Source organism: Bacillus swezeyi (genome assembly GCF_030908325.1).
GTDB classification, from domain to species: Bacteria; Bacillota; Bacilli; order Bacillales; family Bacillaceae; genus Bacillus; species Bacillus swezeyi.
The window spans coordinates 236,449-257,011 of record NZ_CP133085.1; the positions used below are offsets into that span (position 1 = coordinate 236,449).

19 protein-coding genes and 3 pseudogenes are annotated in these 20,563 nt (G+C 43.8%); 10 read left to right on the plus strand and 12 right to left on the minus strand.

Features of this window, described 5'->3' with window-relative positions:
• Positions 1 to 391 precede the first annotated feature (391 nt).
• Positions 392 to 803, minus strand: a pseudogene (locus RBH91_RS01380) (DUF1648 domain-containing protein); the annotation flags it as partial.
• Between the two features lie 303 nt (positions 804 to 1,106).
• Between RBH91_RS01380 and RBH91_RS01385 the strand changes: the two are divergent.
• Together RBH91_RS01385 and RBH91_RS01390 are read left to right on the plus strand one after the other, a co-directional pair.
• Positions 1,107 to 2,741: a Na/Pi cotransporter family protein gene (locus tag RBH91_RS01385; protein WP_307893190.1), complete on the plus strand. Its 1,635-nt coding sequence runs from the start codon at positions 1,107 to 1,109 to the stop codon at positions 2,739 to 2,741.
• Between the two features lie 147 nt (positions 2,742 to 2,888).
• Complete coding sequence (locus RBH91_RS01390) at positions 2,889 to 3,149, plus strand: YiaA/YiaB family inner membrane protein (RefSeq protein WP_148958634.1); 261 nt, start codon at positions 2,889 to 2,891, stop codon at positions 3,147 to 3,149.
• Positions 3,150 to 3,238: 89 nt separating this feature from the next.
• Here the strand turns inward: RBH91_RS01390 and RBH91_RS01395 are convergent, their stop codons facing one another.
• The 6 genes and pseudogenes from RBH91_RS01395 to RBH91_RS01420 form a co-directional block, all read right to left on the minus strand.
• Positions 3,239 to 3,679, minus strand: a complete 441-nt coding sequence (locus tag RBH91_RS01395) for a hypothetical protein (protein ID WP_307893191.1) — start codon at positions 3,677 to 3,679, stop codon at positions 3,239 to 3,241.
• 27 nt (positions 3,680 to 3,706) lie between these two features.
• Positions 3,707 to 4,162: a hypothetical protein gene (locus tag RBH91_RS01400; protein WP_307893192.1), complete on the minus strand. Its 456-nt coding sequence runs from the start codon at positions 4,160 to 4,162 to the stop codon at positions 3,707 to 3,709.
• Positions 4,163 to 4,280: 118 nt separating this feature from the next.
• Positions 4,281 to 6,461, minus strand: a pseudogene (locus RBH91_RS01405) (glycoside hydrolase domain-containing protein).
• A gap of 117 nt (positions 6,462 to 6,578) precedes the next feature.
• Positions 6,579 to 6,995: a DUF2000 domain-containing protein gene (locus RBH91_RS01410; protein ID WP_307893193.1), complete on the minus strand. Its 417-nt coding sequence runs from the start codon at positions 6,993 to 6,995 to the stop codon at positions 6,579 to 6,581.
• A complete protein-coding gene (locus RBH91_RS01415; protein WP_307893194.1) occupies positions 6,992 to 7,903 on the minus strand; it encodes a DMT family transporter in 912 nt (303 codons plus the stop codon). The genes RBH91_RS01410 and RBH91_RS01415 overlap by 4 nt, the downstream gene beginning before the upstream one ends.
• Positions 7,900 to 8,736 (minus strand): AraC family ligand binding domain-containing protein, encoded by an 837-nt coding sequence (locus tag RBH91_RS01420; protein WP_307893195.1) that lies wholly within the window; start codon positions 8,734 to 8,736, stop codon positions 7,900 to 7,902. Before RBH91_RS01420 ends, RBH91_RS01415 begins: the two co-directional genes overlap by 4 nt.
• Positions 8,737 to 8,884: 148 nt before the next feature.
• On the opposite strand from RBH91_RS01420, the pseudogene RBH91_RS01425 reads away from it, so the two are divergent.
• Together RBH91_RS01425 and RBH91_RS01430 are read left to right on the plus strand one after the other, a co-directional pair.
• Positions 8,885 to 9,156, plus strand: a pseudogene (locus RBH91_RS01425) (helix-turn-helix transcriptional regulator); the annotation flags it as partial.
• Positions 9,157 to 9,177: 21 nt separating this feature from the next.
• On the plus strand, positions 9,178 to 9,312 hold the full coding sequence (locus RBH91_RS01430; RefSeq protein WP_307893196.1) for a hypothetical protein: 135 nt from the start codon (positions 9,178 to 9,180) through the stop codon (positions 9,310 to 9,312).
• 213 nt (positions 9,313 to 9,525) lie between these two features.
• On the opposite strand, the gene RBH91_RS01435 is transcribed toward RBH91_RS01430, so the two are convergent.
• Positions 9,526 to 10,572, minus strand: coding sequence for a LuxR C-terminal-related transcriptional regulator (locus tag RBH91_RS01435; protein ID WP_307893197.1), 1,047 nt, complete (start codon positions 10,570 to 10,572; stop codon positions 9,526 to 9,528).
• Between the two features lie 113 nt (positions 10,573 to 10,685).
• Between RBH91_RS01435 and RBH91_RS01440 the strand changes: the two genes are divergently transcribed.
• From RBH91_RS01440 to RBH91_RS01460, 5 genes are all read left to right on the plus strand, one after another.
• Positions 10,686 to 11,375 carry a class I SAM-dependent methyltransferase gene (locus tag RBH91_RS01440; RefSeq protein ID WP_307893198.1) on the plus strand — a complete coding sequence of 230 codons (690 nt, stop codon included), beginning with the start codon at positions 10,686 to 10,688 and terminating at the stop codon, positions 11,373 to 11,375.
• Positions 11,372 to 12,445, plus strand: a complete 1,074-nt coding sequence (locus tag RBH91_RS01445) for a saccharopine dehydrogenase family protein (RefSeq protein ID WP_307893199.1) — start codon at positions 11,372 to 11,374, stop codon at positions 12,443 to 12,445. The genes RBH91_RS01440 and RBH91_RS01445 overlap by 4 nt, the downstream gene beginning before the upstream one ends.
• A gap of 60 nt (positions 12,446 to 12,505) precedes the next feature.
• On the plus strand, positions 12,506 to 13,561 hold the full coding sequence (locus RBH91_RS01450) for an iron-containing alcohol dehydrogenase family protein (RefSeq protein ID WP_307893200.1): 1,056 nt from the start codon (positions 12,506 to 12,508) through the stop codon (positions 13,559 to 13,561).
• Positions 13,562 to 13,692: 131 nt separating this feature from the next.
• The gene (locus RBH91_RS01455; RefSeq protein ID WP_307893201.1) at positions 13,693 to 15,399 is read left to right on the plus strand and encodes a methyl-accepting chemotaxis protein; all 1,707 of its coding nucleotides are present in this window, start codon (positions 13,693 to 13,695) and stop codon (positions 15,397 to 15,399) included.
• Between the two features lie 27 nt (positions 15,400 to 15,426).
• Positions 15,427 to 16,488, plus strand: a complete 1,062-nt coding sequence (locus RBH91_RS01460) for a sugar ABC transporter substrate-binding protein (protein WP_404802460.1) — start codon at positions 15,427 to 15,429, stop codon at positions 16,486 to 16,488.
• A 79-nt stretch (positions 16,489 to 16,567) separates the two neighbouring features.
• Here RBH91_RS01460 and RBH91_RS01465 read toward each other — a convergent pair whose 3' ends face one another.
• The 3 genes from RBH91_RS01465 to RBH91_RS01475 form a co-directional block, all read right to left on the minus strand.
• The gene (locus tag RBH91_RS01465; RefSeq protein WP_307893202.1) at positions 16,568 to 16,744 is read right to left on the minus strand and encodes a hypothetical protein; all 177 of its coding nucleotides are present in this window, start codon (positions 16,742 to 16,744) and stop codon (positions 16,568 to 16,570) included.
• 225 nt (positions 16,745 to 16,969) lie between these two features.
• Positions 16,970 to 17,734 (minus strand): SurA N-terminal domain-containing protein, encoded by a 765-nt coding sequence (locus RBH91_RS01470; RefSeq protein ID WP_307893203.1) that lies wholly within the window; start codon positions 17,732 to 17,734, stop codon positions 16,970 to 16,972.
• Positions 17,735 to 17,880: 146 nt separating this feature from the next.
• Complete coding sequence (locus tag RBH91_RS01475) at positions 17,881 to 18,645, minus strand: sulfotransferase family 2 domain-containing protein (protein WP_307893204.1); 765 nt, start codon at positions 18,643 to 18,645, stop codon at positions 17,881 to 17,883.
• 579 nt (positions 18,646 to 19,224) lie between these two features.
• On the opposite strand from RBH91_RS01475, the gene RBH91_RS01480 reads away from it, so the two are divergent.
• Complete coding sequence (locus RBH91_RS01480; protein ID WP_307893205.1) at positions 19,225 to 20,106, plus strand: Vgb family protein; 882 nt, start codon at positions 19,225 to 19,227, stop codon at positions 20,104 to 20,106.
• Positions 20,107 to 20,150: 44 nt separating this feature from the next.
• On the opposite strand, the gene RBH91_RS01485 is transcribed toward RBH91_RS01480, so the two are convergent.
• Entirely contained in the window at positions 20,151 to 20,534 is a 384-nt protein-coding gene (locus RBH91_RS01485) for a DUF2512 family protein (RefSeq protein WP_307893206.1), read from the minus strand.
• Positions 20,535 to 20,563 lie beyond the last annotated feature (29 nt).

Below are 20,563 nucleotides of genomic sequence, written 5' to 3' on the forward strand. Positions count from 1 at the left end.
TATAAAACTAATGAAGAGCATTCTACAACGGAATGCTCTTTTTTAATTCAAACGATAAAGCAATAACAACGTGCAGTGATCACTTTTCACTTTTCTTTCTCAACGCAGGCAAGAGGTGCGGGAATTGAGCCATGCTATAATGATTGCGGCCTGCGATTGTAAAGCTGCGGTTTTAATCCGCTGCTTTAAAGGTGACATTGACGACTTCGATCGGCTCCATTCGTTTGCTTTTTGATGATGTTTCCAAGGAAGAGACTGTTTTAATACGAAGCGAATAGGAAAAGGGCAGGTATATTAGCTGTCCGATTTTCGTTTCCTCCGTTAATTTTCTTTAATTTGTAGAAAATAATGGGGTCTGATGGATGGTTTTAAAAATATACTGCAGGGAGTATTGTATCTTACTTTGCTGCATGATATGGATGACAACTGGAACCAAGGTACCGAGTATTGTTACAGGCGAAAACCATTTGCCAAATCCGCTTCCTCAGCCTAAAGCGTTCGATTCCGATTCAAATAATATTAGAGAAAAAATGCATTTTTTAACCGGTTGATCAGTTTTCTGCCGAGCAAGTAGAACTGTGCGTTTGTTTCATTCAGGCGCTTTGGGTAGTTGAAATCTGGGGATGCCTCTCTAAGAATTGCATGAAAAGAATGATAAATAATCCAACACCGGGCAGAATGAGAAGCTCCCATTTTGAACCCCAGCGATCTACCACACCGAATGCATTGTAATGTGCAGGCACTTTATCGGGCAGTGTACCCCATACAGCAATCAAAAAAATGATTGATCCAATATAAAACAGATAGCCAAATACATCCCAAACCGATTCGCTTTTTGTCTTCGAGTTAGATTGTCCGGCTGAATTTGACACGGGTTACCCCTCCTTTCTTCTGCATACGGTTTAAACATGAAAAAGTTCGTGATTTTTGTCAATCGGATACCGCGTATATTCGCGATGAGAGGGGGCAATGTTAAGAGAATGTAAATCCTAAGCAGTTCAATGTTAAGTTATTGTAAATTTTTAATGTGAATCGTTTACATAAGCTCTGATCTCCATCATAATCATAGTGTTTGTAGATTTATGTCGAATTAGGGGGGCACGACTTTGGAAATAGATGTGCAGCAATTGCTTTTTGAATTTATAGGAGGTCTCGGTATCTTCCTCTTAGGTATTAAGTTTATGGGGGAAGGGCTCCAAAAGTCAGCAGGAGATAAACTGAGAGACATTTTAGATCGTTTTACAAGCAACCCGCTAATGGGTGTGCTGGCAGGTATTATTGTCACGGTTTTAATTCAAAGCAGTTCTGGCACGACCGTTATCACTGTCGGTCTTGTCAGCGCCGGTTTTATGACCCTTCGCCAGGCGATCGGCGTCATTATGGGTGCAAACATCGGAACGACGGTCACGGCCTTTATTATCGGCTTTGATGTCGGTGCATATGCGCTGCCGATCATCGCTGTCGGATCGTTTTTGCTGTTTTTCTTTAAGCACAAAAAGTCTCAACACATCGGACAAGTTTTGTTTGGGTTTGGTGCGCTTTTCTATGGATTGGAATTGATGAGCAGCGGTATGAAGCCGCTCCGGACGGTTGAGGCCTTTCATGATTTAACCGTCAGCATGAGTACGAACCCTGTTCTCGGTGTGCTTGTCGGTACTCTTTTTACAGTTCTTGTTCAAAGTTCAAGTGCAACCATCGGTATCCTGCAAGGATTGTTTGCCGATTCATTAATAGATCTAAACGGTGCTCTGCCTGTATTATTCGGAGATAACATCGGTACGACGATTACAGCTGTATTGGCATCTCTCGGCGCATCTGTTGCAGCAAGACGGGCTGCCGCCGTTCACGTAATGTTTAACCTTATTGGGACAGCGATTTTCCTCATCTTGCTGAAGCCGTTCACAGCTTTAATCTTGATGCTTCAATCCTCTTTGGGACTTGATCCTAAAATGTTGATTGCGTTTGCCCACGGAATCTTTAATACGTCAAATACGCTGATTCAGCTTCCATTTGTCGGAGTATTGGCTTTGGTCGTCACGAAGCTCATCCCCGGCAAGGACACAGTTGTGGACTATAAAGCAACACATCTTGATCCGCTGTTCATTCAGCAGTCACCTTCAATTGCTCTCGGCCAGGCGAAAGAAGAAGTGTTGCGCATGGGTGAATTTGCTGTGAAAGGGCTTGAAGAAACAAAGGAATTTTTAAGCACAAAACAGGCAAAGCATGCACAAAACGCTTTTCAGATAGAAGATGCAATCAACAATTTAGACCGGAAGATTACGGATTATTTGATCGAACTGTCAGCCACAACGCTTTCTGAACAAGAATCTGAAGAACATCATAAGTTAATGGACACCGTCAGAGACGTTGAAAGAATCGGCGACCATTTTGAAAACTTGGTTGAGCTGGGCGAGTACCAGCAATCCAACCGAGTGAAAATTTCTGAAGCGGCGATGGCGGATTTAACGGAAATGCTTGATCTGACCATTTCGACAGTCAAAGAATCCTTCACCGCTCTAGCGCAAAATGATGAAGAAGCCGCAAGAAGTGTGGTCGAAAAAGAAAATCAAATTGATAAAATGGAACGCAAGCTTCGCAAAAAGCATATTCTTCGCTTAAACGACGGATTATGCAGCGGACAAGCCGGCGTAATTTTCGTTGATATCACCAGCAACCTGGAGAGAATCGGCGACCATGCCGTCAATATTGCAGAAGCTGTTTTAGGCGAAGAAAAGCATTAAAAACCGGGGGATGACCCCGGTTTTTTTATGTAGGTCTATTTTATTACAGTGTGACATATTTACTAAATTGTGTGTGAAAAGGAATATCATTCTTCTTCTGGAGATGCAAATCAAGTATAATAGTTTTATTCTTTAGGAGGTATTAAGATGCAGAAATACAGAAGAAGAAATACAACGGCATTTACGATTATGTCATATTTCACATTTTTCGCGGGTGTCTTTTTGTTCGGCATCGGCCTTTACAATGCTGACAACTTGCAGCTCAATGAAAAAGGCTATTACATCGCAGTGATGATTTTAGTGGCGGTCGGCGCGATTCTGACGCAGAAAGTGACGAGAGACAATGCTGAAGATAATGAAATCATCGCTGAGCAGGAGAGAAGACAGAATTTGTCTAGTGGTGAGTGATCGTGGAGGAAGGCATCTTTAGGGATGCCTTTTTTCTTTATAAGAAAACGGACCGCAATTTGCAGTCCGATGTTATTAAGCAGTTTGTTTTAGATATGTTTGTACTTGTTATCTAAAATAAAATCGATCATTCCTATTATTTTTGCATATTCTGCTCTTTTAGCGAAGTGTAATATAGGCTGTATAAGCCCTTTTCTTGATATAAGTAAAAGAATAACAAGCCTGAGACAAGATAAAAAAAACAAAAAAGCTATCACGTAAAGGAAATAATTTTCTGTTTGTATAAAAGGAACTTGACCGGAAAATACAGTCGCTATAAATGCGGCTAGGAGGCTGCAGACAAAGGTCCATTTAATATAAAAAGGCAAGGTGAAAGTCGGATTTGAAAAGTAGACTTTCAACCGGCTTAAAACGGAAGAATCCTGTTCGGCGAGGTAAGCGAGCAGTTTTTCATCATTTTTACTGCTAATAGAAACCACGATGTCAGCAGCTTTTTTTGTTTCCTTAAAAAGTTGTTTATCGTTTTTCATAATGCTTTTCCTTTCTATGTTATGTATCTATTTAAGATTATATTTAAAAGCATCTTTGTATTTTTTATCTAAGACATAATCAATCATTTTTGCTATTCTGGCAAATTCGGATTTACGAGTGAAGTGTGAGGTTAATTGAATAGGCTTTTTTTGTGCTTTGAAAAAATTGAAGAGAAGCCATAAAATGCACGTTAATACAAATAGTAAGAAAATTAAAACGATGAATGGCATATTTGGAAAAAGTTTTTCCGCTTGTATTAAGAAGAAGGAAGTTAACGTCATTGCGGCAACACTGCAGGCCAAACCGGTTTTCATGAACAAATTTGATGTGAACCCAGAGTCTGTATAATAAATTTTCAACTGATTTAGCGTAAGAGAGTCCTGGCTGAATAAAAAATTCAGCATTTCTTCATCACTTTTATACTGCTTAACAGCGTCAGCCATTTTCTTTGTTTTGATGAAAACTTCTTTGTCTTTGTTCATTTTTACAAACCTCCAAATGAGAAACGATCCTTCTGAACGGTTTTTTTATCTAACAGAAAAGGGAAACTACAAGAATAAAATGTTAAACATGTAGTTTCCGAATAGCTCTGGGTATCTATTAGTTGTCGGCTTTGTTTCCGAATAAAGCTCCCAGTACTCCTGCGGCTCCCGCAAGCACCAAGTCTTCCGGCAGAGTGATGACAACAACTGCAACAATAGCAACTCCGCCTACAATGATTAATGGTTTTTTAATAGAATCCCACTCAAACGAAAATTCACTTTCTGGAGAAGTAACAGGTATTCCCTTATAATTTTAAATTTTAAACGTTATTGTAGTAGAAAGTCCAGTTGTAGAGCTTCCAACTACCGGAATTTCCGGCGTATACACTGTAAATGCCAGATCTAAAGATTCGGCGGTCGGTGTGATAGATACTTGGATGAAACCGTTCCGGACGGTCAATCCAATATTTTTAATAAGGTTTTCATAAGAATCGATTTGAGATGAACTGAGTGATGTTTTTGTATCACCCAACAACTCAGTAATCGACGCCCCGACCTTACCGTTTTTAACAGTTAATGTACCCGGTGAATTTTCACTTAGATTTTTAACTATCAGTGAAGTTGACAACGTAATATCCAAGTTTAACGACTCGTAAACTGTCTCAGTTGTATCAAAAACAAACATTGTTGTAAATAGTTCTGAAATACTGCTCAGTGCCGGGATATTTGCCAAAACATTTCTCAATGTCCTTAGACGTGCGTCATACACCGGATCTGAAGACGGGGTGACGCTTGCTGTTCCTTTGTCCCTGCCTGAATAAGCGTCTTTATCAATGCCGATGGCGCCGCCGCCGGTGCCTATTGAGTGTTCATAGAATTGGTCAAAGGCCCAGTTTTGCGGCATCGTGTAGCCGAGGTTGCCGCTAAAGCCGGTCGACATGTCAGCGACGAAGCTGTATTCCGTCAATCCTGCGTCGGCTGTTCTGATACAGATATTTCTTGGTCCGTAGACGCCGATCTTATATTTAGGCGAGTTCGGTATACTTTGCATTTTGTCAAACGCTGCTCTGATTTCATTAAAATACGGGATGATTTTGTCTGTTACTTCATAATCATACGCGTCGAAATCAACGGCAAAATAAATGGTTGTGCCGGATGGGAAGCCTAATCCCTGGGCTGCGTTGAAAGCGGCGTAAGCATCTGTCGTGCCTTGGTTTTTTACAAAATAAGAAGATTCATAGCCGCCGTCCTGATAAATCGGAAACACTCTCAAGCCTTCATTAAAAATGATTGAAAGCTCAGCGGGAGTCATCGCTTTTGATTTAAGGCCGCTGCTTGACCGCACATTACCTGTTAAATATCTGCCGACCACTTTGTATCCGTTGTTACGTAAAGTTTTCGCAGTGGCTGCCGTTAGGATCGTGGCAGTGTCACAGGCCGCGGCAGCACGCGAAGTATCGCCAGAGCTTGACAGTAAGGCCTTGATCGTTGCCATATTGGCAATTCCCGTTGCCGGCAAACACATGAAGCTTTGAAAACGTGAGACGGCAGATTCTACTTCTACATCATAGAAGCCGTCAAATTCACCTGAAGAATAGCCATTGCAATATAACGCGTATTGAAGAATCAGTACGAATTTGGTTCTGGAATCACCGGGTTTGAGTGTCGGGCATTTGCTTGTTGTACCTGGTCCAAAAAAGCCGTTTGCCACACTTGTACTCATGCCTTCTTCTTTTTGCAAAGCATAAATCAGCGCCTTATTTGTCTCTCGGGAATAAACGCCGTCACAAGGCATTAATCCGAAATAATCATTGTAATCCCGATTTAGATTTTGCTGAATTTGACGAATTTTAGTATCACCGTTTCGAACCAATGTAAAAGCACTCATGTTGAGCAGTGCTTTCATGATCTGTGCAGTGACAACGCCATCCTGTTTGGCCAGGCCCGCGGCTTTCTGAAATCTTTTCACGGCATCCTCTGTACCCTCAAAGAAGTTACCTGTTAATCCACCGGGATTAAATCCACTTCCTTTAACCCAAAAAGCGCCTTGCAGAATGTAATTTAGGTTTGTAGGTTTTTCATTTTTCTCCTGTCGTTTGAGTGGAACAAACTTACTCTCTGTCGCCGGTCCAAAATTATCAGCAGGCTCCGCGATTCCGAGCTCGATCTGCAATGCTCTTGTTAAACCGTAAATCGTCTTCCAGCTTGGTTTTCCGTTCTCTTCAACCTTGTTGTAACCGTGTTTTCCGCTGTAGGTTTTGTTTAGCCATTCCTGAGTTTTCAACACCATTCGATCCATAGATGATCCCTCTTTTCTTTATTTATGCTTTCACTATTAGGTGGCAAACGTACCACATAAAAAATACGGACATTGACTCACTCGGCAAATAAAGTAGAGTCAATGTCCGTATCTTGTTTATCTCAACAATCCCAAACTCCCGGTCAGCCGGTTGACCTTCTTCTTATCCCCGCATACGCCAATGCCAAAATAGCGGTAATCGGAAGAAGCGGTGCTTTGAAATTTCTCAGTGTATGCTTCATATGTATGAATGCTTTGCGCGACATCGGTGAAATCAACTGTTAGTATATCGTTGAAGTCGTCGGTCAGAAGCTTGTTTCTTAACTCATGAAGCAACTCGGCATTTCCTTTTAATATAGGAATGGGGACTTTGACGATTCCCAAGTGTTCGATTCCCGATCCGTCTGTGACATTTTCCCCGAGCAGGCCGGGTTTGTTTTTGCCGAGCGCAGCCCCCAGGATCGCCGCTGTATTGGCGATCAGTCCGAGAGGCAGGTTTTCATCAATAATCAGTGCGCATTTTGTTTCATTCATGAGATTTGTTCCTCCTTCAGCTGAGGTTTTGCTTTCATTTCTGAAATATACAAGCCTGTTAATGTAAGAACTCCTCCAAAGAGGGCAATCCACGTCATTTTTTCATGCAGAATAATGATGGACGCGGCAATCGTAATGACGGGCACCATGTAAATGTAGGCGCTCGTTTTTACAGCTCCCAGCACCCCGACTGACCAGTTCCACGTCACAAAGCAAAGAGCCGATGCACCCGCGCCTAAGAAAATGATGTTCAACAAATTGACGGGAGAGGTGAAAGGACTGAAGGAGAAGCGGAAATCAAACAGAAACAGAGCCGGAATCATAAACAGCAGTCCGTACAGAAAGATCCGCTGTGTGCATTGGATGGTATGATATTTGAATGTGCTGATTTTCTTCATTAAAATTGCGTATATTGCCCATACCAAAGCGGCGGCTGCGGCAAGGATATCACCGAGCGGGTTCAAATGGAGCATCGCGCTGCCATTGAAAGAAATGAGCAGGAGACCGATAAAGGCTGCCGCAAATCCTATGAAAAAGTGAGGCTGCAATCTTTCACCGTCAAGCAGAAAGTGAGCAAGTACAGCGGTGATCATTGGAATGACCGCCACAATCATCCCTACATTTGAGGCATAGGAAAGGGTAAGCGCGATGTTTTCCAGCAAAAAATATAACGTCACTCCGCACAGCCCGGCTCCGGCAAAAAGAGCCTCCCGCCGCCAGCTTGCCACTTTCAAAAAACGCGGATGGACAATGATCAGCACGATCAATCCGAGCAAAAAGCGGTAAAACAAAATGTCCATTGGCGAGAAATCCTCGAGCAGCACCTTTGTCGAAACAAAGGTCGTGCCCCAGATGAGAATGGTTAAAACAGCCGCAAGATGTCCGGCGGTTTCTCGTCGAGTATTCATCCTTCAATCTCCTGTCTGTCATATTCAAAGATTTTCATATATTGCTTCGGCGTCAGTCCGACCTGCCGTTTAAAAAATTTGGTCAAGTGGCTTTGATCGCTGAAACCCGTCTGAAATGCGGTTTCGATCGGCTTTACGCCTTGTTCCAACAGCTTTTTCGCATGGTTGATGCGCACGGTTTCCAAGTAGCTGTATGGGGAAAGCCCTTTCTGCTTTGTAAACGACCGCAGGAGATGGTACTTGCTCCAGCCCGTCAATTTGCTTAGATCATCAAGGGTAATGTTTTCCGTGTAATGGGCTTCTAAATAACCGCATACCGCTTTGACCTCATCGGACGGTTCAGGCGCGTTTTCGAGAAACGTGACATCAGAATACGTCCGGATCAGCTCTTCAAGAAGGTTTAGAAACAGCTCTTCTTTCTTAAGGGCTTTTTCTTTCTGCAAAATCTGTATGTGAAGCTCCTTCAAACTGGCGTTCAGCTCATGGCGGAACAAGACATTCTGTGTGAAGTATGGGAGGCTGTCAGTCCCGGTTATCTCCATCACGAATCTCTTCATAACGTCAGGCATTACATTAATGCAGCGGTAATCAAGCGCCTCACCGTCAATTTGTTCACAGCTGTGCGTGTCATACGGATTGAAAAGCACGAGATCGCCTGGGTTGATCATGTATTCCTGCCCCTGACAAAGCAAATAGCGCTGACCCTTTTCAATAAAGCCGATTACATAATATTCATGAAAGTGATTCGGAAATTTCTGCATGATGCCTTTAAAGCGATAAGCTTCAACTTGCAGATCGAGATCAAGGAAAAGGGTGCGGGTTTCGTTTCGCATGGCGGGCCTCCTGTCGGTATGATGATTTTTTTAGTTTAGCATGTTTTTGGGGGATTTCTTGTATGATGTTGCTGTTTTCATTACAGTCAATTATTGAAAAAAACAAAAAATGTAATATTGCACTAAAAGTAACAAATGGAGGTCTTTCATGGACAAAGACTACATAACAGAGCTCATCTCATCCAAATTAAGATTAATCCGGACAGAAAGCCGCTATACCCAAGAAAAAATGGCCAATGTGCTCGGGATTTCGAAAAAGACGCTTGTGCAAATTGAAAAGGGCAGGTCGACTGCCGTTGGGCGCATGTTGTGGCTGTGTGTGCGCTATTTCGGAACAGTGAGGTTTTGCAGTCTGTGCTTGGTGATGAGCCCTTGGAGGTTATTGAGCCTGTAGCTCATCGAAGCATTGACAGGTCGAAATGAAAATGAAGAGGTTGAAGGGTGAAAAAATTAAATCTCATATTGGACATCATCAGTTTGGTACTGCTGGTAGGCCCGTATGTTGTTTTATATGTACTTGAGCACGGCAATCCGATCATGAATGCGTGGATTCGCGCGGAAGCTGAGCAACATTAGACGGACATTGATAACGATTATTTCCATACACAATATATGGCTGTCTTTAAAGATGAGCTCATGTGACGTATTATGACGGGAACAAAAAGACGGGTGACATCATTCAATTTTGTGAGAAGGATGAACGCAATGACATGCGTGTTGGAAAGTCAATGTATAGTGAAAAACATTGTGCGTCCAATACCTAAGGACGTGCTTTCCGCCGCCCTTTTTTCACTCCAAAACATCATCAAGCAGCTTCCAAATCAATTCCCGCCGGTTTCCCGCTTCAGCCTTCAAAAAAATCGACTTCAAATGGTCTTGGACGGTATAAGCTGAAATGTGCAAGTCATCAGCGATGTCTTTTGTGGAAAGTCCGCGGATGATCTGGTATGCGATGTCCTTTTCCCGTTCAGACAGGCCGTACGCGTCTGCAATGAGCGGTATCGTTTCTGCGGATGAAGCCGGTTCGAATGAAACGGCGATTTGTTCTGACGGGCCTAAGCCGTCCAAGCGGCTCGCTTTGATGGAAAGGAAGCATTGGCCCGGAATCGAGATGACGGTTTTCGCCGGACTATCCGTTTCTGCCACAGCTCGTGAACAGACGGCACGGACGGGTCTTGGCAGTACCGCGATGTCGATTTTCTCCCAGCCTCGCAGGACGTTCAGCCAGTGAAGCGCCGCTTGATTACACGATAAGGGAATGAGGTCCTCCGACAAAATCAGTATGCCTCCGACATGTTTCATGTGAAACATGTCTTTTTTTGGCCGGTTATGTCTTAATCGCTGCAAGTGCCGGCCGATGATCGGAGCCAGTGAAGCGACCAAGGTGCGCTCCTTTTCATTAAATGGAGGCTGTCCGATTTTTCGAAGCAGTGTGAGATAGCCCCAGCATTCTCCTTTATTCAAAAGGATTGCTCGCAGTTCATCTCCAAAACCGGCCGGTTCGAGAATCATGCGATACCGTTTGCTTCGTTTGAGATCTTCTTTTACGGCTTCGCTTAAAATGGCGGCCGTTTGCGAGGTTTTGATTAATGTTTCGTATTGGTTGACATCGTCATCCGTATATTCGAGCTCAAATAGCTGTGGATGTATACTTTCAATTAGATCGTCTGTGACGGCTCCGATGGACAGGAGGGTTTTGGGATCGACCGCTGTACAGCATGATGCATCAAATGGAATGGCGCTTCGCAATGCGGAGATCACCGCTTCGATGTATTGCGGGGTAGTCTCAGATGTTCGTTCAAGTTCATTGACTATATCTTTTAACGGTCGGTTCACTATGGCCCCTCCTCATTAGAAAATCCCATATTTGTGGGATGGTGCTTTTGAAAATCTCCTTTATAATTGAGAACAATTCTTAATTAATTTTACTAAAAGGAGCACGCCTTGTCATGAATATGGATTGGAATCATCCTGATGTATATCAATATGAAAAAAAGATCGCTTTGAAAATCCCTTGCTATCACATGTTATACGAAATGATGGACCGCCTGCTGACGGTTCGGCTTGATAAGGATGCGGCCAATGTGATGGTTGTTGGAGCGGGGGGCGGACAGGAATTGCTGACACTCGGCAGGAGACATCCGGATTGGTCGTTTACAGGGGTCGATACATCAGCCAATATGCTTAATTTGGCGCGGCAAAGGCTGAAAATCGCCGGTATTCAGCTCAACGCCGACTTCATTGAAGGGGAAGTGAAGCAGCTGGAGCGGAAGCATCAATATGATGCGGCGACTTGTATGCTCGTCCTGCATTTTGTGCAAGATAAGCGCAAGTTTTTGCAGCATATCGCAGACCGTTTAGCTGAGGGGGCGCCATTTTTCATTGCGGCGATTCAAGGTGATCTTGATTCTGAATCATTTTGGTGGCAGATGAGGGCCTGGAAGGAGCATATGCTGGCAAACGGAATTGCTGAACAGGAGTGGGAGCGGTTTGCGGATTCAATCGGCAGGCATTCACATCCGATTCCGGCTGAAGAGGTGGAGGCTTTGCTGAAGGAAACAGGTTTTACGAATGTGACGCGGTTTTTCAGCGCTTATTTAATCGATGGCTGGTTTGCTGTAAAAGGAGGCGGTAAATGATGAAACAGCATATTGTCGTCATTGGCGGATACGGTCATGTCGGCGGTCACATCAGCCGGATGCTCGGAGAGAAGTACCCTGGGCTTGTGTATGCGGCAGGGAGAAATCTAGACCGCGCTCAGCGGTTTTGTCGGGAAACAGGAGATAAAGTGAAGCCGATGCGTTTCAATAGAGATGCGGAGGCTGATTGGGATTGGCTTGAACAGACGAAGCTTGTGATCGTATGTATTGATCAGGAGAATACGGTTTTAGCTGAGGCCTGTTTGGCAAACGGTGTGAATTATTTAGACATTACGGCAAACGGGTCGTTTCTGACACAGCTTGAAAGACTGAATAACGGACATTGTAGAGGAACAGGCTTGCTGAGCGTCGGTTTGGCACCGGGACTAACCAATTTGCTGGCGCAGGAAGCAGCGAAGGCGTTAGATGAGACGATCCGCATCAACATAGCGATCATGCTCGGTTTGGGAGACAGCCATGGAAAAGCGGCTATTGAATGGACGGTCGATCATTTGCATTCGGTGTTTGACGTCATAGAAAAAGGTGACATCAAAAAGGTAAGCAGTTTCACAGACGGCCGGCAAACAGACTTTGGCGGCCGTTTAGGATACAGGACCGCTTATCGATTTCCTTTTTCAGATCAGGCCACACTGCCACGCACATTGGAGGTCCCTTCCGTTTCCACCCGGCTTTGTTTTGATTCCAGGTTGGCGACTTTCGTGATTGCGGGGTTGAGAAAAAGCGGTGCTGTTCGCCTTTTAAAAAACAGCGTCATCCGCGGATGGACAGTCAAGCTGCTGGAATCGCTAAAAGTCGGTTCGGCGGAGTACGCGGTCAAAGTGGATGCGGAAGGCTTGAAAGACGGCCTGCATCGAGCTATCGGTCTTTCCGTGTATGGAGAAAATGAATCATTGATCACGGCCCGGGTCGCATTTGCCGCCGCTTCTGCTTTGTTTACCTGTACGTTCCCGCAGGGGATGTATCATTTGGAGCAGCTGTTTGAGCTGGAGCGAAAAGAGGGCTCGATGTATTTAAAGCTGAAGGAAACCGGTGAACGTTATATAATTTGACATATTTTCAAAGATAGTGAGATGATGAAAATTAGAAAATAATAGAAGGAGATGGGGATCATGCAGCCTGAAGATATCGTCAGAAGCGGCCCGAACCAATACATATGCAAAGAAGGGATCGCGAAAGAGCTGCCGTCATTTTTAGAAGGGTTTGACCGTCCTGTCATTATAACCGGTGTTCAATCGTTTGCGGCTTTTACAAATCACGCGAAGCTTCCCGCTGATTGGAAAGTCGTTCAGCATAAAGGCTACAGTTCGCTCGCAGGGATACGACATGCGGCGGAGCGCGCCGGCTCAGCCGATATTATCATCGGGATCGGCGGAGGCACTGTTTTAGATACGGCGAAGGCCGTCGCTGACCTGTTAAACATTGAAGTCATGACAATTCCGACGATTCCGGGGACATGTGCAGCGAGCACACCGCTAAGTGTGATCTATGATGATGAAGGGAACTTTTCAGGGGTGCAATACCATAAGCGCTCAAGCTTTTTGACGCTTGTTGATCCGCTATTGCTTCTTTCTTCACCGATCGATTATGTGAAAAGCGGAATCGGCGATACACTGGCGAAATGGTATGAAGCGGAAGCCATCATCAGAAATACGGCTGATTCGCTTTCCATTATGGTTCAGGCGGGACTCAGGCAATCCGTCTATATTCGCGATATCCTGTTGGAAGAAAGTCTGAAGGCTGTGGAAAGCATTGAAAAAGGCCAATCATCTTCATCTTTAACAAATGTTTTGGAAGCGGTCATTGCACTTGCGGGAACGGTGGGCGGCTATGCGGGAAGGTACGGCAGAATGGCCGGTGCCCACGCGATTCACAACGGCTTAACATTTATCAAAGAAACCCATCAAGTGCTGCACGGCCAGAAGGTTGCATATGGAATATTGGTACAGCTTGCTTTGGAAGGGCGGACAGATGAAATTCAGGAGCTGCTTCCATTTTACCAAGCGCTCGGCTTTCCGGTGACATTGAGTGATTTGGGAATTGTCGAACATGTAGAGCGGGCCAAACATACCATCGCGGCACATGCCTGCAGACCGGATGAATCTTTATGTTTGATGGGATCTTTTCGTGAAGCTGATGTGATTGCGGCGATAGCATCGCTTGAATAAAACAAGAACACGCCCTTGAAGATGGCTTCAAGGGCGTTATTCGTATTTCCCCTTTCTCTTATTTCGTGAAAAAGTTCAATCAATTGCCGATATAAATAAAAATACTTTGGCTGAAGAGAAGGGGGAGCAATGTGAAGAACCCGAGATGGAGCAATATCACAATCGGCGGCAAATACGGTATCATCTTTTTTGTAATGCTAGCCGCATTTTTAGCATCTGTTTTGATTACATACGGTCTGTTAAAGGATACGAGCCAGACGGTTCAAGATACGAAATCGAAAAATGATACAGCGGTTCAATCAGCTAAGCTGATGTCGCTTTACCAAAATAAATATTTACATATTCCCGAATATATCATTGACGCTCAAGATGAAAAATTGTCGGACTACATGAAATACAGCCAAGCGTTTGCAGATACGGCAAAAAAGCTGAAAAAAGAGCTGAATTCAGCTGAACAGCTTGAGATGTTTCATCAAATTATTGAAAACAATCATTCCTTAGATGAATATTTTTTCAGCGACATTGTGCCGAATGTACAGCAGATCAACACCAAGAAGTTTTTAGAGCTTCAGAAAAAAGCGAGTCAATTAAAAGAGGAGACTTTGGCGCTCGGTGATAAATTGAAAGAAAATGCTGTCAGATCAAATGTTGAATCAATAGGGGCTGCACAGTCCAATATTTCGAAGACCATTTCCATTCTGGCGGTGTCAATTCTTGTTTCAGCGGTCGTGTCAGCAGGACTTCTCATCATCGTCAGCCGGCAGATCAAGAAAAATCTCAATCGTGTGGTCGCCGCAAGCGATGAGATTGCACAAGGTCATTTAAGTTTTGAAGCCCTTGACTATAAAGGAAAAGATGAAATCGGCCAGCTATCCCAATCGATCAATGATATGGGAAAAAGCCTGCGTGAGATGATCGTTGAAGTGTCCAGTATCGCAAATGAGGTCGACAAGCAATGTCTCACTTTTACAAACGTCTCTGCTGAAGTAAAAGAGGGCAGCGAACAGGTCGCGGTTACCGTTGAAGAACTGGCCAACGGGGCAAGCAATCAGGCCAATGAGGCGGCGAACATTTCCGAACAGACGCAAGAACTGGCCGGACAAATACAGAATGCCAATGAAAATGGCGAAACTTTGGCGAAGTTTTCTAAAGAAGTGCTGCATGTTTCTGTCGACGGTGATCAGCAAATGACGCAATCATTGCAGCAAATGCATGTTATCAATCATGTGATGGAGGCGTCTGTTGAAAAGGTCAGTGTACTTGAAGAACAAACGCAATCCATTCATCAGCTTGTCGAAGTGATTACGAGCATGGCTGAACAGACGAATTTACTCGCATTAAATGCGTCTATTGAAGCGGCGAGAGCCGGTGATGCCGGACGGGGGTTTGCGGTTGTGGCCGGTGAAGTCAAAAGGCTCGCGGAAGAAGTGAAAAACTCTGTTGGAAGCATCACCGAAATCGTCAGCACGATTCAGACGGAGACATCTTCTATGGCAGAAGATTTAAAAATCGGTTTTTCTGAAGTGAATAAAGGAAAAAACCAGATTGAAACATCAGGACAGTATTTTTCAGAGATCAAACATAAAGTGACTGATATGGCTGAGCGAGTATCGGACATTTCCGCTGCATTATCCAATTTTAGACGTTCAAGCGAAGAGATCAACGGTTCAGTCGAACACATTGCAGCGATATCTGAAGAAAGTGCAGCAGGCTCTGAAGAAATTTCTGCATCTGTTCATGAGCAGAGCGGTTCCATTGAAAAAATGGATGAAAGCGCCCAGCTGCTGGGAGAGATGGTTGAGCGGATGAACGGGATGATCAAACGGTTTAAACTCTGATGTTTCAATGAATGGGAGGTTTTCATTTTGCCAACATATTTGAAAAGAGGATTGTTTTCGCTCGCGTTGCTCGGCCTGCTGTTCGCCGCGGCAGGGTGCTCGCTCAATACGGCGGAAAAAAGTGCTCAGAAAGAAGAAAAAATAAAGCTGATTGCTGACACTGATAAATTATATGTCGGCTTTGCGATCGACACGCTGAAAGAAGAGCGCTGGTACAAAGATAAAGAGGCGTTTGAGAAAGAGGCTGAAAACCTCGGGGCATCAGTGAAGACGCTGGCGGCAAACGGAAATAAAGATGTTCAGGTCCAGCAAGCCGAGCTTTTGATCAGTGAAGGCGTTGATGTGCTCGTTGTCGTCCCGACGGATGCCGATGCAGCCGCGGAGATTGTGGAAATGGCCCATAAAGCTGATGTCAAAGTGATTTCTTATGACAGGCTGATTCGCAATGCGGATGTTGATTATTATGTTTCATTTGACAATGAAAAAGTCGGTGAATTGCAGGCTAAAGAAATTGTCAAACGAGCGAAGAAGGGCAATTTTGTCTATGTTGGCGGATCTTCTCTTGACAACAATGCCGTGTTATTTCGCAACGGCGCCATGAAGGTGCTTGAACCGCTGAAGAAGCAGGGGAAAATCGATATCGTGTTTGACGAATATACGAAAGACTGGCTTCCTGAAGAAGCGAAAAAGAATGTGAAAAAAGCGCTGAAGCAGAACAAAGATATCGATGCGGTCATCGCTGCCAATGACGGTACCGCGGGCGGAGCAATAGAGGCTCTTAAGGAAGCGGGTTTGGCCGGAAAAATTCCGGTATCCGGACAGGACGCCGAACTCGAAGGGGTTCAGCGGATCGTGAACGGCACGCAGACGATGACCGTTTATAAACCGATTGACACGATCGCCAAAAAGGCTGCTGAAACGGCCGTTCAAGCAGCCAAAGGGGAAGATATTAAAACGGACACAACCGTTGATAACGGTAAAACTAAAGTGCCTTCGATTCTGCTTGAGCCATATGCGGTCACGAAAAGCAATATTAATGAGACCGTGGTCAAAGACGGACATTTGTCAAAAGAGGATATTTATAAATAATTGAAGCAGCCATCCTCTGAAAAGGATGACAAAATCATAAAACTTTAAACCGTTTTAGGATTTTGTCAACAATCTCACCTTATTTATTTTTTAATTTGAATCCAATAAAATAGACAAGGCTGAATGCTAAAGTAAAAGCAAGAGATTCCAGAATGGTACCAGCTGATACGATTCCGGTGTTGATATATCGAATAAATATACCTGCAACAAAGATCATAACAGCGATTAAAATCGATAGTACAGACTTAGATTTCATAGATGCTAGACCTCCTGATGAGGATATTAACCACATACTCTATTTCCAGCAGTTATGCCACATCCAAGTGCACATTGTAAGTCCGGTCATTTGACTTTTTAATCACTTCCCAGATACATACGTAGTAAGCAGCAACCGCAAGCTAAAAGGCCGGATTCTATGAATCCGGCCTTTTATGTCAACGAACTGAGCAATAATCTGTTTAAACCGTCCGCTTTTGCAATGTTAAATTTCCACCTTAACATCGGCGTTTTTCTTCAATTTCTCAACTTGCTGTCCGAGCTTTTCCTGCCTTTTCTGCTGTTCAAGCAGTTCTTTAATTTGCGGTTTGACATCATCAAATTTTGGCGTATCTTTCTGTTTGTTTTCCTTTTGCTGTGCTGCATATTGGTCATAATAGTCTTTGATTTCTTTGTCTGTGACTTTATCTTTTGGCAGTTCTTTGTCGATATATTTTTCTGTTTTAATGCTGTCTGCAATGTCAGATTTGAGCGTCGTCAAGTTTAAGTTGGCTTTTTTTAGAGCTTCATTGAATGCTTTCTCATCTTTATATTGTTTTTTGCTGTTGTCCAGTTGTTTATTAATCTCTTTTTCAGAGGCTTTATAGCCTTTTTTGTCTGCTTCCTGAGTAATCAGAGCTTGTCCGACTAAGCTGTCGATTGTTTGTTTTTTGATTTGCTTTGCGGCATCATCAGAAGTCGGATCCTGTCCGGTTTGCTGATACTGCATTTGAGCAGTGGATAATAAACTGTTGAAGTCTTTGCCGGTGATTTTCTCATCGTTTACGACAGCTACGGTTTTCGTATCATCCACTTTTTGCTTATCAAGCTTCTTCTGCATGGCCTTCATTTGCTTTTCTTGGTCCTGCTGCCCGCTTTGAGCCGTTTTGCCTTGGTCATCTGCATTCGACCGAGCGTCATCATTTGAAGCGCAGGCTGCTAGCGCAACAGCCATCAATCCGACCATGAGAGAGGACATTATTTTTTTCATGATATATCTCCTTTCTTCTCATCAGAAGTGAATCTTAAAAAATGGATCTAGTGCGCATTCTAAACGAACTTTTCTTAAAAATAAACCATTTTCCATCAACTTTCCAATTTGTAATCGAATTGAAAGGAGATCGTAATGTTTTTTCGTTATTTTAAATGATTCGGATCAAAGCCGTACATGTCAAAGTCCTTCGCAAAAATGTCCTGCACCAATTCTTTTGTTTCCTTGTTGTAAAAGCTCTCATAAGTCGGAAAAACCCAATCGAATGATGACATGGTCAGCACGGCGTCTGCGAACTTTCCTTTTTTCAGCATGAGGGCTGATAAATGGTGCGGTGATTTTGACAGCTGTGACAGAGGCGATTTTAACAATCTGTATTTATTTTCGATTTCTCTAATTTGGGCGTTAAATTGTTCGAGATAGATATAGTTGTTTACAAATTCCTCTTCTCCCTCTAAATACTGGGGCCCGAGATGGCGGTCGATCGAATCAATCTCAGAACCTAGATCTCTCAGCTGATATAAAAACTCTGTAAAAGACAGTCCGGTGTCGATGTCGCGGTCAAACAGACAAATAAAATTTGGAGAGCAAATCGTTTCCAGAAATGAACTTACCGCCCTCCGGAAGGGGTTGCGTACAAGCTTGTAAGCATCCTTTTTACTCTCCAGCAAATGCTCTGAAAGGTCTTTCGTGTAATCAGGCTGTTGTGTATAGATCGTATTTCTGTAATGATGAACCTCTCCTTCGGATTGCTGCCCGACGTCTTCAAGCAGTCCATTTTGAAAAAAGAACCAGCGATTCAAGGTTGTGCAGCCGCTTTTCGGGATCCAAAACAGAATGAGAGGAAAGTCTTTTTTATAAAGCGGGGTATAGGGAAATATCAAATACTCCAGTCTCTCATCTTCAAACATATTGAACACATCCACTCCAATTTAGTTTATTGCCTGCGCTGTAAATAGGACAATGAACAGCGTCCGCCTTTATAAACAAAATATGCCGCAGTTATTGAATTGATAGGGCGAAAATGTGAGTCCCCTAAAATAATAAGATGGAATCAATAGAGCCCTTCTTCTATAAAGGTTTCATCATCCATTTTAATTCCTTATATATAAAAATAAGGAATGTGATAAAACCATCTTATTAAATGAAAGCGAGGCTGTATAGGTCATATTGATCTATACATGTTTGGGGAGGAGAAGCTATTTTGGCTTCAGCATCTGAGTCGAGCTTTGCAATGTAGGGGAATGCTGGGGCGATTCAAACAGCTGTTTATCATCAATCTCCTATTTAACTAAATGATGACGTGATATAATATGGAAAAAGTTGAAGGTGTTTTTTTGTGAACAGTCCAATCGAATCAAAAGAGCCTGAATCTCTTATGAGCAGACTGTTGTCATGACTATGGAAAGTCTGAGGGAAAGGAAGTTGACGCTTTATTTTAAGAATCAGCAGGCTTGATCCATCATTCTAAAACATACAGGGGGGCATACATGAAAATCAACATAAATGAATATCCGGTTCCTGATCTTTCCTCAGGTCCTTATGGAATCACTTCATGTGCGGACGGACATATTTGGTTTACGGAGCAAAAGGGAAATCGGATCGGCAGGATAACGGCTTCTGGAGACATCACCGAATATAATGTTCCGACTGCGAATGCGGGCGTGTCTATTATCACCCCTGGAATCAACGGCAATCTGTGGTTTACAGAATATAAAGCGGGCAAAATCGGTGCCATCACGGCAGAAGGCGCCATAACTGAATACCCTCTTCCGTCCGGAGCTGCGCCGTTTGGGATCATTGAAGGTTCAGACGGTGCCATGTGGTATACGGATATGGCAGGCCATAGCATTGGCAGAATGACATCATCAGGGAAGTTAACGGAATATGAGCTGCCAAGTCCGGGATCATTCCCATCATTTATTGCGGAAGGGTCTGACGGAGCGCTTTGGTTTACACAAAACCAAAGCAACTCGATCGGCCGAATCACTGTGAACGGAGAAATCAGTGAATACCCGATTCCCACCCCACAATCCGGTCCTGTCGGAATCACATCCGGGCCTGACGGCGCATTATGGTTTACAGAAATAAACGGAAATCAAATTGGGAGAATTACTGTATCCGGAACGATCAGCCAATTTCAGATTCCATCCGAACATGCCCGGCCTCATGCCATTGCTGCGGGCGGAGACGGAGCGCTTTGGTTTACGGAGTGGGGGACGGGACAAATCGGCCGAATCACAATTGATGGAAAAATCACGGAATATCCGATTCCGACAAAGCAATCTGAACCGCATGGCATTGCAGCTGGTCCTGACAAATCGATCTGGTTTGCAGAAGAATGCGGCAAAATCGGCCGAATCACGATTTAAAAGCACGCCCAGCCATGCTGGGCGTGCTTTTTTTCTGCAGGCCATTATTCCGTTCTTGTCTCCAATCGGCGGTGATTGGAAAAGCCGAGGTTTTTATGGATCAGATAAAAATGGAAAATGTATTCTCCCGCTGCCATCGCGGCTGCTGCAAAAAATGCAGCGAGTGCAGCCGTGTCTGCTGCCGTTCCCATAGCGAGAGACATCAGCCAAATGGTGAGAAAAGCGAAGCCTAAATCCGCAAGTGTTGCGGTGATGTTATTTGTTTTAGGCAAAATAAACAAATCACCGAGCAAATAGGAAACGGCTCCCAATACTAGCGTAATAAAAAGCGTATGTTCAAAATGAAAGCCAAATCCGAGGCCGAGTACAAGATATAGGATCACAATGGTCATGGCTCCTTTGATTGCAAGGGCTTTGACGTGTTCCATCACATTCACTCCTTTATACGAGGTGTTAG